Annotated in this window: 14 protein-coding genes and 1 pseudogene; 13 read left to right on the forward strand and 2 right to left on the reverse strand. The window is 30.3% G+C overall.

Going from position 1 to position 14,380, the window contains the following annotated elements; translation table 11 throughout:
* Positions 1 to 8: 8 nt before the first annotated feature.
* The 8 genes from BN38_RS09215 (at position 9) to BN38_RS09250 (ending at position 6,135) form a co-directional block, all read left to right on the forward strand.
* A complete protein-coding gene (locus tag BN38_RS09215) occupies positions 9 to 668 on the forward strand; it encodes a hypothetical protein (RefSeq protein WP_016648534.1) in 660 nt (219 codons plus the stop codon).
* Between the two features lie 321 nt (positions 669 to 989).
* On the forward strand, positions 990 to 1,202 hold the full coding sequence (locus BN38_RS09220) for a helix-turn-helix domain-containing protein (RefSeq protein ID WP_004838415.1): 213 nt from the start codon (positions 990 to 992) through the stop codon (positions 1,200 to 1,202).
* Positions 1,203 to 1,222: 20 nt separating this feature from the next.
* Positions 1,223 to 1,921, forward strand: coding sequence for a response regulator transcription factor (locus BN38_RS09225; protein ID WP_004835594.1), 699 nt, complete (start codon positions 1,223 to 1,225; stop codon positions 1,919 to 1,921).
* Between the two features lie 3 nt (positions 1,922 to 1,924).
* Entirely contained in the window at positions 1,925 to 2,833 is a 909-nt protein-coding gene (locus BN38_RS09230) for a sensor histidine kinase (RefSeq protein WP_004835597.1), read from the forward strand.
* 119 nt (positions 2,834 to 2,952) lie between these two features.
* Entirely contained in the window at positions 2,953 to 3,720 is a 768-nt protein-coding gene (locus tag BN38_RS09235) for an ABC transporter permease (protein ID WP_004835628.1), read from the forward strand.
* Positions 3,721 to 3,734: 14 nt separating this feature from the next.
* A complete protein-coding gene (locus BN38_RS09240; RefSeq protein ID WP_016648533.1) occupies positions 3,735 to 4,658 on the forward strand; it encodes an ABC transporter ATP-binding protein in 924 nt (307 codons plus the stop codon).
* Positions 4,651 to 5,382 (forward strand): ABC transporter permease, encoded by a 732-nt coding sequence (locus BN38_RS09245; protein ID WP_044567192.1) that lies wholly within the window; start codon positions 4,651 to 4,653, stop codon positions 5,380 to 5,382. Before BN38_RS09240 ends, BN38_RS09245 begins: the two co-directional genes overlap by 8 nt.
* Positions 5,383 to 6,135, forward strand: a complete 753-nt coding sequence (locus BN38_RS09250; RefSeq protein ID WP_016648532.1) for an ABC transporter permease — start codon at positions 5,383 to 5,385, stop codon at positions 6,133 to 6,135. It abuts the gene before it with no gap.
* Between the two features lie 44 nt (positions 6,136 to 6,179).
* Here the strand turns inward: BN38_RS09250 and BN38_RS09255 are convergent.
* Positions 6,180 to 6,983 (reverse strand): annotated as a pseudogene (locus BN38_RS09255) (relaxase/mobilization nuclease domain-containing protein); the annotation flags it as partial.
* 26 nt (positions 6,984 to 7,009) lie between these two features.
* Here BN38_RS09255 and BN38_RS09260 point away from each other — a divergent pair.
* Positions 7,010 to 7,666: a hypothetical protein gene (locus BN38_RS09260; RefSeq protein ID WP_044567195.1), complete on the forward strand. Its 657-nt coding sequence runs from the start codon at positions 7,010 to 7,012 to the stop codon at positions 7,664 to 7,666.
* A gap of 116 nt (positions 7,667 to 7,782) precedes the next feature.
* Here BN38_RS09260 and BN38_RS09265 read toward each other — a convergent pair whose 3' ends face one another.
* Entirely contained in the window at positions 7,783 to 8,775 is a 993-nt protein-coding gene (locus BN38_RS09265; RefSeq protein ID WP_044567196.1) for a helix-turn-helix domain-containing protein, read from the reverse strand.
* Positions 8,776 to 8,927: 152 nt separating this feature from the next.
* On the opposite strand from BN38_RS09265, the gene BN38_RS09270 reads away from it, so the two are divergent.
* The 4 genes from BN38_RS09270 to BN38_RS09285 are packed head-to-tail and all read left to right on the forward strand — an operon-like array spanning position 8,928 to position 14,380.
* Positions 8,928 to 10,682 carry an ABC transporter ATP-binding protein gene (locus tag BN38_RS09270; RefSeq protein ID WP_044567198.1) on the forward strand — a complete coding sequence of 585 codons (1,755 nt, stop codon included), beginning with the start codon at positions 8,928 to 8,930 and terminating at the stop codon, positions 10,680 to 10,682.
* Entirely contained in the window at positions 10,666 to 12,384 is a 1,719-nt protein-coding gene (locus BN38_RS09275; RefSeq protein WP_217269817.1) for an ABC transporter ATP-binding protein, read from the forward strand. The genes BN38_RS09270 and BN38_RS09275 overlap by 17 nt, the downstream gene beginning before the upstream one ends.
* Before the next feature lie 11 nt (positions 12,385 to 12,395).
* On the forward strand, positions 12,396 to 13,739 hold the full coding sequence (locus BN38_RS09280; protein ID WP_044567202.1) for an MATE family efflux transporter: 1,344 nt from the start codon (positions 12,396 to 12,398) through the stop codon (positions 13,737 to 13,739).
* 53 nt (positions 13,740 to 13,792) lie between these two features.
* Positions 13,793 to 14,380, forward strand: coding sequence for an MptD family putative ECF transporter S component (locus BN38_RS09285; protein ID WP_044567207.1), 588 nt, complete (start codon positions 13,793 to 13,795; stop codon positions 14,378 to 14,380).

Here is a 14,380-nt window from a genome sequence, read left to right on the forward strand (position 1 = left end):
AGGAAACTATGGAATACAAAGATATTAGAGAAAACTTAGAAGAAATGATGAATGATAATTACAAGGACTTTATAAAAGCACTTGTGAGTATAGAAAAAGGTGTTAATGATGAAAAGGCACTTGAAGAAGTCTATGTTTTATTTATGATCAAAGACACAACAGGTCTATTAAATGATGACTTTGACTATATGATTGATGATATGAAAGAACAAGGTAAGATTGTTGAAAATGTCAGTGATATTGAAGAAAAAGATGATCTTATAAATCTCGTGGGTAATATAGCTGGTAAAGTAGAAAACTTGGAAAGAGAGAATGCCAATGGAGAAAAGTTTAAAGTAAGTAATTTCTCAATTGTTTCAAAAGATGACGATGGAAATAAAGTTTATACCAATTGTTCAGCCTATGGAGATAAGACAAAAGATTTAGAGAACCTGAAACAAGGAGATTTTGTTAAAATCTTCGGTCAAGTAAAAACAAGCATTGATAACAACGGAAAGGAACATAAAAATGTCCGTATTTTGTCTTCTAAGCTTTTAAAAGCAAAAGAACAAATGAAAGGACAAGAAAAAAAGAAAGAGTCTGTGCTTGGAGAAATCAAAAAATATCAGACTGAAGATAAGGGAAAGCCTAAAGAAAAGAAAGAAATATCAAAAGAAGCTGAAAGATAAACTTATGGTCGGTGTGGTCTTAGTACTGCACCGACTCTTTTTTGTTTGGAGGAAAAAAGAGGAGAGAACACTATCTCTCCATATCCTTGCCCATATAAATTCCTAGTTTTTTCGTATCCTGTAAAGATCGTCCATTGTTTTTTTGAGGAAGAATACTCTCGCATAAGGGTATTCTTTTTTGTTCAGTTTATTAAGTCTGTATAAAGACAAAATGTAAAAAATGGTTGTAAACAATCTTTTAAAAATCAAATAAAAATTGAATATAATCAATAAAAGTGATATAATTACTCCGAAAATCGTTATAAAGAAAAGAGGATTAGTATGGCATTGAATTATAAACCATTATGGATACTATTGGCGAAGAAAAGTTTGAAGAAAACAGATGTAATAGTTATGGCAGGGATTACCACTAATGTTATGGCACAGATGGGAAAAAATAAGCCTATAACACTTAAAAACTTAGAAAAAATATGTAAGTCTTTAGATTGTACACCGAATGATGTATTTTCCTTTGATGATAATTATATTGAATAAGAAGTATGGAGTTATGAGATATGAGAGAGATAATAATTATAGATGATGATATTGCATTATGTAATTTAATTAAAAAGTGTTTAAGTACTGATGGATATTCTGTTGATATTGCCAATAATGGATTAGACGGATATAAGAAAATACGAAATGCAAATAATTTGTGTCTGATTTTATTAGATATTATGCTTCCTGATTTTGATGGGTTTCAAGTTCTGGAGATGATAAGGGAAGAATGCACTATTCCGGTTTTAATGCTGACTGCGAAGTCTGATGATGATTCAAAAATTTATGGACTTAAACAAGGTGCTGATGACTATTTGACAAAGCCATTTAATATAAATGAACTTAAGGCAAGAGTTGAAGCTATGGTTCGTAGATATATAGATTTCAATCAGAAAAGCACAGACCAGTCTGATATACTCACAATAGATGGTATGCAAATAGATAAGGAAAATAGAATTGTAAAAATAAGTGATAATAACATAGAATTAACAAATAAAGAATTTGATTTATTGTATTTTCTTGCGTCTAATAAAGGGAGGATTTTTACAAAAAAACAAATATATACGAATGTTTGGGAAGAAGATTATCTTTTTGATGATAGTAATATCATGTCTTTTATCAGTAAGCTTCGAAAAAAAATAGAGCCTAACCCTGAAGAACCAACTTATATTTTGACAGTTAGGGGCGTGGGTTATCGTTTTAGTAAGGGGGTATGATATATGGATGTAAAAATCATCATAATCTTATTATTGATATTTGTAATTTTTTGTTTGTTAAAAAAAATTACCAACATAAAAAAAGAAATAAACAGTATTCAGGAAGTACTCGTTGATATAAAAAATGGTGATTACAATCGCAGAATTTTAATTAAGAAAAATGAAACTACAGAAAAGATCTGTCATGATATAAATGAGATAACTCTACAAAGTCAGAACAAGCTAATAGAACAAAAGCAGTCAGAACAGGCGTATAAATCACTTATGACAAGTTTGTCTCATGATGTGAAAACTCCTTTAGCATCTATGGTCGGGTATTTGGAAGCAGTGCAAGAGGGAATTGTTACGGGAGATGAGAAGGAAGATTATATAAAAATTTCTTTAAGTAAGGCACATTACTTGAAGGATTTTGTAGAAAAACTCTTTGATTGGGTAAAGTTGGATTCAGGAGAATGGAAGTTTTCTTTTGTAGATAAAGACCTGAATGAATTAACAAGAAATGTGATAAGCGACTGGATTCCTATTTTTGAAGAAAAACATATAAGTTATGAAATTGAAATTCCGGAACAGGAATTCTATATAAAGATAGATGAAAATGCCTATTTTAGGAGCTTAAACAATATTATAAACAATATTATTATTCACAGTAATTGTGATAGAGTACACTTGAAATTAGAAGAATCGGATACAAAAGCTACTTTGATGATTTTAGATAATGGAAATGGTATAAGTGAAAAGGACTTACCATATATATTTGATAGGATGTATCAGGCAGATAGTTCAAGATTAACAAAAGGATCGGGACTTGGCTTATCAATTGCTAAAGAATTGTTAAGAGTGAATAATGCCAAAATAAGGGTAAGTAGTATACCTAACATAAAAACTGTCTTTACTGTGGAGTTTGCAATGTAAGTAGCTGATTTAGAAAGCCCCTTTTGGGGCTTTTTTTATTGAAACAAGATAAAAACAAGGGTGTCGCAAGATTATGGCAAGGTTAATCATTTATAATATTTATTGTAAGGAGGTGCGATATGTTCTTGATAAAAGCTGAAATAAAAAAATGGAAGAGAAGTAAAATTTTGATAGGTATTATTATACTAACTGTTATCTTGAATTTGTTTGCAATTGAAAGAGCATTTTCAATTTCAAGAGAAAGTCCTATCATGGATAGTTTTGGAGACTTATATTGTTTAGCGTTTAAGAATATAACTTTTGTGTTCTTGCCAATCGTAATTGGAATGATTTCTACAATGTTATTTTTTGACGAAAGGAAGAATGACACTTTAAAGAATGTACTAATAACTTCGGTTAGTAGATTTGAAGTATTTTTTGCGAAATTTATTTTGATAGAATTACTGACTATATTTTTGATGGTATTAACATATATGTCATCAGTTTTGGGTGCAGTATTAAGTGCCGGATTCGTAGATTTTAATTTAATTACATTAAAAGAGGCAGCAATATTATATATGCTTGCAGCTTTATTAATTCCGATTGCAATGCTTCCGGTAATTTATATTGCTACTTTTTCTAAGAGTTATGTTTTACCTATTTCTATGTGCTTGCTTTATTTAGGAATTGGGATATTTGGAGCTTCGATATTAGTTCATATACATCCGCTTGCAAGTTTATTAGGGGTTTATCAAAATGTATCATCGGCTGCCAAAGAAATGGTAGAAAACAGTATAGGTGGATATTCATTAAATGTATCGCAGTTTAGTTGTTTGTTACATATTTTAACAATTGGAACACTATTTTTTGTGTTCTCTATAAAATCTATGAAAAGACAAAATTATTAAGGAGAAAAAAGAAAATGAAAAACTATATTATTGAAACAAAGAATTTAACAAAAGTGTATGGAGAACAAAAGGCTGTAAATTCGGTAAATTTACACATTGAAAAAGGTTCTATATACGGGCTATTAGGACGAAATGGAGCAGGAAAGACCACTATTATGAAGATGATACTGGGACTTACTGATATTACGAATGGTGAAGTAAGTGTTTTTAACCAAAATATAAAAGGTAATGAGAAAAAGATTTATCCAAGAATTGGTGCGATTATTGAAACACCCGGATTTTATCCTAATCTTACAGGGACGGAGAATTTGGAAATATTTGCACTGCTTAGAGGAACGGCTTTCCCTGATGCGGTAAAAAATGCTTTAGAAGTAGTTGGCTTACCACATAAAGATAAGAAACTATTCGGAAATTACTCTTTAGGAATGAAGCAGAGACTTGGGATTGCTAATGCAATTTTACATGATCCAGAGGTTTTAATTTTAGATGAACCGACAAATGGCTTAGATCCCATTGGAATAGCGGAAGTTAGAAATTTTATAAAAGATTTAAGTATAAAAAAAGGAAAGACAATTTTAATCTCCAGTCATATTTTATCTGAAATAACACTTCTCGCTGATACAGTTGGCATTATAGATAAAGGGGTTCTTTTAGAAGAAAGCAGCATGGAAGAATTAAATAAAAAAAATAGAAAGTATATTATGTTGGAAGTGTCTGATGTATCAAAGACGACTATTGTGTTGGAAAAAGAGTTCGGAATAACCAACTATTCTGTTGAAGATAATAATCATGTAAAGATATATAGTCACGGATTAGATATGGCAAAAATTAATAAGTCATTAGTTATGAATGGAATATCGGTGGCTTCATCACAAACCTGTAATGATTCTTTGGAAGATTACTTCAAGAAGATAACCGGAGGAGAGGGAATTGCTTAATTTAGTTAAAGTAGAGTTTCTTAAATTGAAAAGGAAAAAGATTGTTTGGATGATGTTTCTGGCAACACTCTTAATGCCATTGCTTGCCACTATATACTTTGGGAATATAGACCTTTCAGACAATGCAATGAAATATTTCAAATGGACAATCTTTAGTTATAATTTATGGCTGATTTTACCAATTATATTAGGAATATTTTCCACAATGATTGTGTCTATGGATTATGAAAATGACACTTTTAAAGCATTATGGATTGTTCCGATACAAAAGACGAAGCTTTTAATTAGCAAATTTATAATTGTGTTTTTATATACTTTAGTCTTTATGGGTTTATCAATTCTCTTTACACTTCTTTTTGGAAGAATTATTCATCATATAGAGATGGATCACTTTTTGTTGATTTTTCTCATTAGAAAGTGTTTTGAGATTAGTGGACTTTTATCAGTTTCCATGCTGCCTATTTTATCTATCGCATTTTTAACAAAAAAATACATTTTACCGATTTGCATTACGATTGTTTATGCCTTTTCGGGATTTGTAATTTTAATGGTTAATATGTATATACACCCATTATCAAGCTCTACAGCAATTGTTTTGAGGGATGTCCCGGGAATAATATTAAATCAGGATATAAATATATTTTATTCTCTTCTTTGTATAGGGATATGGGTCGTCGGATTTACAATAGTTACAAAATTATTATTGAAAAGGAGAGGATGGTAAATGAAGACACTTTTATTAGCTGAATATAAAAAACTTCACAGATCAAAATTGATATTTTTGCTTGTATTTGCACTCATAATGACTTTGGGAGTTGTTTTTCTTCAAGGACAATTTACATTTAGTGGGGAAAAGTATATAGACACATTTGGATGGTATATTTTACAGGTGCATTCTTTGACCACATATTTTGTCTTGCCAAGTTTGATAGCATTGTTTGGAGGATATATTATTTGTCGTGAGGAACAAGAAGATGTACTGAAATCATTAAGGCTAATACCGATAGACGAGAGTAATATGATTACTGCAAAAATGATAATTACTCTATTAGGTAGTATTTTTGTTTATTTAATACTATTTACGGCATCCTTAATTATAGAAGCGGTATTGCATTTACACGCAGTAAATATGAGTGAAGTAGTTCACTATTTTGTTGTATATGTATTAACTGGAATAAGCGTTTTTATGGTAATATCTCCAATTATTGCACTTATTGGACTTGTTAAAAGGAGCTACTGGATAGCTCTGATTATCGCTGAGATATACTCTTTTGTGGGAATATTTTTTGCCTCAAAGGAAATTTTAAGAGCCATTTATCCAATATCATCTGTGTTTATTTTGTCAGGAGCGTATGAAACATCCATGTTGGAATTTGCGATTAGTGTACTTGTAAATTTTGGTTGTTGCTTTATTTCATATAAAATATTAAAGGGCATGAAAGTTGGCAAAAAGAAAAGAATTAGCAAAAGAAAATAGTTGGAAAAATAAGTTGAAAGTAATTTTAAAGAGAGGAGAGGACACTATCTCTCCATCTCCTTATCCATATAAATTCCGTAATTTTTTCGTATCTTATAAAACTCATCCATAGTGGATTTTGAGGAAGAATACTCTTGCATAAGGGTGTTCTTTTTTTCTTGTAATTTATCGAGGTTTGATAGTATTTCTTTTGTGTTTGGCAGTTTTTTATAGTTTTCTAAAATTTCTTTAGCAGCTATTTTGTAGACGGAAAGTTCGCTATAATATTCTTCTGCAAATTGTTTGTCCTCAGGATTTTTCTTGTGGTATTTATATATTTCACGATACTTATTTATAGTATTTATATTTTCCATATCTTGGGATAAACTCTTCATTTCAGTTTCAATTTTCTTTATTTTATCTAACAAGTCTTGTCTATCATCAGCAGATTTTTTGATCAGGTCATCGAGTTGGGTAATTGATTTAATGCCTTGTTCTCTTAATTTAATTATTGAATCAGACATTGTTTTGATATTGTGTTTTCTTGCCCAAACTTCATAGCCTTTACAAGATTGTGCTTTTTCATTTGTAGATATATCAATAACATTTCCTACACGTTTTTTAATAGGATTAGTTTTATTTTTAATTGCTAAATCTATTCTTTCTTTGATTTTTTCTTCAGTATAATCTTCTCCGATAGTCTTTGCCCTTGTAAATCTTTGCTTATCTTTATGACGAAAAGCAATATGTTTACCAAACTTAATTTCATAATCAAGAGATTTCATATTTTCTAAAAACTCTTCCCAAGATTTAGACTTATTAATCATTCTATCTATATCAAATTGCAGTTTAGACTTCCAAGAATTTCCTCCTTATTTAGTACAAGGAGGAAATTATGGAATACAAAGATATTAGAGAAAACTTAGAAGAAATGATGAATGATAATTACAAGGACTTTATAAAAGCACTTGTGAGCATAGAAAAAGGTGTTAATGATGAAAAAGCACTTGAAGAAGTATACGTTTTATTTATGATCAAAGACACAACAGGTCTATTAAATGATGACTTTGACTATATGATTGATGATATGAAAGAACAAGGTAAGATTGTTGAAAATACCAATGAACTTGAAGAAAAAGATGATCTTATAAATCTCGTGGGTAATATAGCTGGTAAAGTAGAAAACTTGGAAAGAGAGAATGCCAATGGAGAAAAGTTTAAAGTAAGTAACTTTTCAATTGTTTCAAAAGATGATGATGGGAATAAAGTATATACCAATTGTTCAGCCTATGGAGATAAGACAAAAGATTTGGAAAACTTAAAACAAGGAGATTTTGTTAAAATCTTCGGACAAGTAAAAACAAGCATTGATAAAAATGGGAAAGAACACAAGAATGTTCGTATTTTCTCTTCTAAGCTCTTAAAAGCAAAAGAGCAAGTAAAGAGTCAATACAAGGATAAAAAGTCAATATTAGGGCAAATAAAAAGCTTTAAGACAGATGACAAAGCTAAGTCAAATAAGAAAGACCATAGCAAAGGTACAGAGAGATAAATATCGGCAGTCTTCGGACTGCCTTTATTTTTTGCTCATTTTTTAATCTAATTTATTTAGGTCATATATGCATATCCACTTAAACTCATACAAAAATATTGCTTGTAAAAAAATACTTAATCACAATAATCGCATTTTAACTTGTGATCCTTGCAAACTAAATTACGGACTTCACTAGGAAGTTTTCCCTTGTATCTTTTGTAATAAATGGAAAATTTGCTATGGGATGTGTATCCTACAGATTCGGCAATTTCTTTTATAGGAAGTTTGGTATTTAAGAGAAGAGTTTCAGCTACATTCATTCTTTTTCTTTGGGTGTATTCTGTAATGCTTTGACCATATTTTTCTTTGAACAAATTTTTTAATTTTGTTCCGCTCATTTTAGATATTTTTTCAAGAGTTTCCTGATTTACATTCATGGCGAAATGATCATCTAAAAATCTGGCTACATCTTCAAGTGCTTTATTATCATCAGATTCAATTTTATATTTTTTTCTATTTAAGTAGGTATCGATTACTATACTTATCCACTCATTTGCTTTGGCTTTAAAGAAAAAATCAGCGGCAGGAGCGTCCATCTTACAATTTAATATTTCCATTGCCACTTTTTCCAATGACTTTGTAAGTATTATTTGATTTGTTTGAAGTAAAGCCCTATAAAAGGATTCAAGATCGATATTAATGGATGACAGGTGCTTTTCTAAAAGTTCTCTTTTAAATCCAACAGAAACAGTGAGATAGTAACTATTCTCGTGTAATAAAAATAGAAAGTCATCTTCTATATTGTCAAAATCAAGAGTATATAAGGAGTTTGGCGTCAAAGTTTGATAAGGGTTAAATTTTTCACCGTTTGCACTTACAATATAGCTAGAGCATATCGAAACATAGTTTTCCATACTATAAGTACTATTTTGAATAACTTCTTCTTTGATATAAAAATCGTGGATATCAATAATAAATTCATTTCCTTCATAAAACCAATATAGGCCTTCTGCATTAATTGAATCATCTTTACTCCAACAAAATGTATGCCCTGCACTTGAATATTTCTTATTATTTTTACATTCATCTACGTTCATATATTCTTTTACAAAATCATAATATGTCATAACACACTATCCCTTTTAGACAATATTCCAATTAGCTTTATTAATTCAAAACTATTGTATTAGTAATTATAACTGATGTATAATAAAAACGCAATGATAATTATTATCTCCTAGGCAAATTTGAATCTAATAGGAATATTAAGGAGGGGAATATGAAAATTTATAAAAGGCTTTTTTCCTATGTGCCTGAAGAAAAACATAATGGATATATAGCAGTTTTTTTATCAGCACTATCTGCATTTTTAATGGTGTACGGATATTCGTTACTGTATAAACTTTTAAGAAGTTCCATTTTTGAAGGGGATTTATTAGTAGCTAGGACTTTGTCCATTCAAGCTGTCTTATATTTGACGATAGGGGCATTAGTTTACTTTTTGTCGGGCTTTTTTTCTCATAAACTTGGATTTCGCTTAGAAACTAATTTAAGAAAAAAAGGTATAGATGGACTTACAGGAGCAAGTTTTCGCTTTTATGATTTAAACCCATCTGGAATTATAAGAAAAACTATTGATGACAATGCAGCTAAAACTCATACGGCAGTAGCACATATGATACCAGATAACTCTCAAGCTTTTTTAATTCCAGTATTATCTTTAATACTTGCCTTTTCTATTAGTAGCAGAGTGGGATTAGTTATTCTTATACTAACAATAGTAGGGGCTCTTATTTTAAAGAACATGATGGGTGGAGGAGAGTTCATGGAATACTACCAAAAATCCTTAGAAATTTTAAGTGGTGAAACAGTTGAATATGTCAGAGGAATGCAAGTTGTTAAAATATTCGGAGCTACTGTAGAGTCTTTTAAAACTCTTTATAGGGCGATTAAGGATTATTCTAAGTATGCTCTTGATTACTCAATTAGTTCTAAAAAACCTTATGTACTATATCAATGGATATTTTTTGGAATTATTACAATTTTGTCTATCCCTTTAGTTTTTACCATAAATAAAGTTAATAATGCTAATTTGCTTATTGTTGAACTATTCATGATTTTGTTTTTAAGTGGAGTAATGATGGTTTCATTTATGAAAATTATGTGGGCTAGTATGAACATCTTTAATGCTAGGTATGCGGTAGATACTTTGGAAGATTTATATAAAAAGATGAATGAAGATAAATTGTCTTATGGAGAGAATATTAATTTCAAAAACTATAATATAGAGTTTGATAATGTAACATTCGGTTACAATGGAAATAAAGTATTAGAAAATTTATCTTTTAAATTAGAAGAAGGAAAAAAATATGCTTTGGTGGGTCATTCAGGATCAGGTAAATCGACTATTGTAAAGCTATTATCTGGTTTTTACAAAGTAGATAGTGGCAGTATAAAGATTGGAGAGAGACCCTTAGAATCTTATAGTAAGGATACTCTAATAAACACAATTTCTTTTGTTTTTCAGGATAGCAAACTTTTTAAGACATCTATTTACGAAAATGTTGCTCTTGCTAATAGAAAGGCAAGTAGAGAAGAAGTTATGAAGGCTATGGAACTTGCAGGTTGTAATGTTATTTTAAATAAGTTTCCTGAAAGGGAGAATACCATGATCGGCTCAAAAGGAGTCTATTTATCAGGAGGAGAAAAACAGAGAATTGCTATTGCGAGAGCCATGCTCAAGAAATCTAAAATTGTAATTATGGATGAAGCGAGTGCTTCTATTGATCCAGACAATGAGTATGAGCTTCAAAAGGCCTTTAAAAACCTTATGAAAGATAAAACAGTTATTATGATTGCCCATAGGATGAGTAGTATTCGTTCTGTTGATGAAATTTTAGTTTTAGAGAATGGAGAAATAATTGAAAGAGGCAGTGATCAAGAACTTATTTCAAAAAGTGGAAAATATAAGGAATTATTAGAGCTTTATGACAGTGCAAATCAATGGAGGGTTAAAGATGAGGAAATTTTATAAAAAACGATTTTGTCTGACTGATAAAGGGGCTAAAGATCTCACTAAATCTACTATATCGAGTTTCTTGGTTTACTGTATTAATATGGTTCCTGCCTTTATTTTAATGATGTTAACAGATGAGCTTCTTTTGAAAAATGTTAAAAGCCCTTATTTATATTTTGGAGTTTCTGTTGTTACATTAGTAATAATGTATGTTTTGTTAGCCAAAGAATATGATGATCTTTATACTACAACTTATGAAGAGAGTGCTAATTTAAGAATAGATATTGCTGAAACTCTATCAAAACTTCCCCTATCCTACTTTTCAAAACATAATTTATCAGATATATCTCAAACGATTATGGCAGATGTGGAAAAAGTAGAACACGCTATGAGTCATTCAATTCCTAAAGTAGGAGGAATGGTTTTATTTTTCCCACTAATTGGAATTATGTTAATGATAGGTAATTTTAAGATGGGGCTAGCAGTAATGATCCCAACTATTTTAAGTTTTATACTAATACCTATTGCTAAAAAGTCGCAGGTAAAAGGAAACAAGAAATATCACAAGGTACTTAGAGAAAACTCAGAAAAATTCCAAGAAACCATTGAACTTCAACAAGAAATAAATAGTTTTAACTTATCCGATGAAGTGAGGTCTTCGTTATATATGCAGATGGATGAAAGTGAAAAAATACATCTTAAAGTTGAACAAGGCTCTCTTTTTGTAATGGGTTTGTCCTCTGCTCTTGGCTTTGTAAGTATTGCAGTAGTTAGTTTTGTTGGGATTAGCCTTATTCTATCTGGGGAGATTGACATTTTATATCTCTTAGGTTATTTAATGGCTGCCATAAAGATAAAAGATATTTTCGATTTATCAAAAGAAGGATTATTAGAAGTGTTCTCTATAGATCCAAGTGTTGAAAGGATTAGGGAGATTAAGGAAACAAAAATTCAAGAGGGTAAAGATGTAGAACTGAATATGTTTGATATAGTCTTTAAAAATGTAGCTTTTTCTTATGATGATAATCAGGTTTTAAAGGACATTAGCTTTACTGCGAAACAGGGAGAGGTAACGGCTCTAGTTGGAGCTTCTGGCTCTGGAAAGACAAGTATATTAAGATTAATATCAAGATTATATGATTATGATAAAGGTCAAATTTTAATAGATGGAAAGGATATAAAAAACATTTCCACAGATTCTTTATTTAAGAAAATATCTATTGTTTTTCAAGATGTTACTTTATTTAACTCATCTATATTAGAAAATATTCGTATAGGTAAAAAAGATGCCAGCGATGAAGAAGTTGTAAAGGCAGCTACCCTTGCAAATTGTATGGATTTTATTAATAAACTTCCTAATGGGTTAGATACAGTTATAGGAGAAAATGGGTCAGAGCTTTCTGGTGGTGAAAGACAAAGACTTTCTATAGCTAGAGCCTTTCTGAAGGACGCACCAATACTTATATTAGATGAAATATCAGCAAGTTTAGATGTGGACAATGAAAAGAAAATCCAAGAAAGTTTGAATAAATTAATAAAGGATAAAACCGTTATTATTATATCCCATAGATTAAAATCTATTGAAAATGTAGACAAAATTATAGTCATAGAAAATGGATATGTGGAAAGTCAAGGCAATCATAAAGAACTGATAGAAGAATCAAAATTGTATAACAATTTATTAGAAAAAACAAAACTAGCAGAAGAATTTATTTATTGAGGGGATTAAAAATGAAACAAAACATCAAAGAACAGTTGTTAACCAAGAAGCCATTGTCTTTAATGTTTCAATTATCTATACCAGCAGTAATTGGGATGGTAGTTATAGGCCTATATCCACTTATGGATGGAATATTTGCTGGACAAATAATTGGCGAGAATGCTATGGCGGCTTGCTCAATAGCTATGCCACTTACATTTTTTAATAATGGGATTGCAACGCTTATAGGGATAGGTTCGGCATCCATTTTATCAAGAGCCATGGGAAAGGGTGATAATGATACTATAAACAAACTTATGGGAAATCTTATCTATTGGGTTATCTTTTTTTCAACGATTATAACAATAGGAGGAATACTTCTAGGACCATATTTCTTAGATTTAATTGGAGCAACAGGAGAAATAAAGGCATTAGGCATAAGGTATTTAAGAATAATATTTCTAGGCTCAATTTTTGTGAACTTTGCTCAGTCAGCCAATATGGTTATGCGTGGTGAAGGGCTTATGAAAAGAGCAATGAGTATCATGGGGCTTGGTGCCTTTATCAACATAGCTCTTGATCCAATACTAATGAAATTAATGGGTGATTATGCCATTGAGGGAGCAGCTATAGCCACTGTAACAGCACAAATAATTCAAGCTGTCATTACTCTTTATTATTTTAAGAATAAAAGTGAAAATGTAAAAATAGGGAAAATAAAAAAAGAAAAAGATATATCAACTGAAATGTTTGGAGTAGGTTTCTCAGCCATGATAATGCAAGTTTTTCTTATGATTCAACAAACATTACTTTATAAACAAGCTTTTAAATATGGTGGAGATCCAAATGCAATATTAATGTCAGCAACTTTGAGATTTTATGGGTTTTCATTTATACCAATTTGGGGAATGAGTCAGGGGTTACAGCCGATTATTGGCACAAACTTTGGAGCAAAACAATACAATAGAGTAAAGGAAACTATGAAGATATTTTCTATAGGAGGAACAGTACTTGCAGCAATTTTTTGGTTACCAGCACAAGTATTTTCAAAACAGTTACTTGGTTTATTTAAAGTAAGTCAGGATATAATTTCGAGCGGAGTTAATAACTTCAGAATATTCTATTCAGTATTTATTCTTTATGGAATTATGATTATGACAATAACTTTTTTCCAAGCGATAGGGGATGGGAAAAAAGCTGGAATGATTGTAATGCTAAGACAGTTAATACTACTTGTTCCAGCCTTACTTATATTACCAAGAGTATTTGGAGCAGGGGCTGTTTGGTGGGCAGAACCAGTTGTAGATTTTACTATGATAATGGTAGGTTTAGCAATGCAAGCAAAGGCTCTTTCAAATATGAATGTAAATGATTGAAAATAAAGAGAAAAACAAAAATGACAGGAGAATTTATTTATTAGGAGGTTAAAATGGATAATAAAAAACTAAAGGGAAAAGATGTTATTACAATAGGAATATTTACTGCAATATATTTTGCAATCAATTTTGGGTTTATGCTTTTAGGAGGTCTCCATCCATTAATGTGGATACTTATGCCTGGCTTTATAGCATTGGTTGGATCTATACCATATATGATTATGGTTCAAAAAGTAAAAAAAACAGGAGCAGTCATAATAATGGGAGCTATTGTTGCTATAATATACTATTTAACTGGTCAATTTAGTTTAATAATAATTGCATCATTAGCAATTGCCAGTATTTTGGCAGAAGTGATAAGATACCTATCAAAGTATGATAGCTATAAATGGAATTCACTTTCCTATGCTTTCTTTTCATTAGGTATGATAGGTTCTCCAGCACAAGTATGGATTCTAAAAGATGAATTCATATCAAAAATGCTTGAAATGGGGATGCCAGTAGATTATGTTAATATATTAAAGACTTTTATTAACACACCGATGTTAATTGTATTAATTGTAACACCGTTTGTTTTTGGACTATTATCTTGTGGAATTTTAAAATCATTTTTATATAAAAATTTTGAGGCAAGAAATTGA

It is taken from the genome of Anaerococcus provencensis, assembly GCF_000312365.2.
Taxonomy (GTDB): Bacteria; Bacillota; Clostridia; order Tissierellales; family Peptoniphilaceae; genus Anaerococcus; species Anaerococcus provencensis.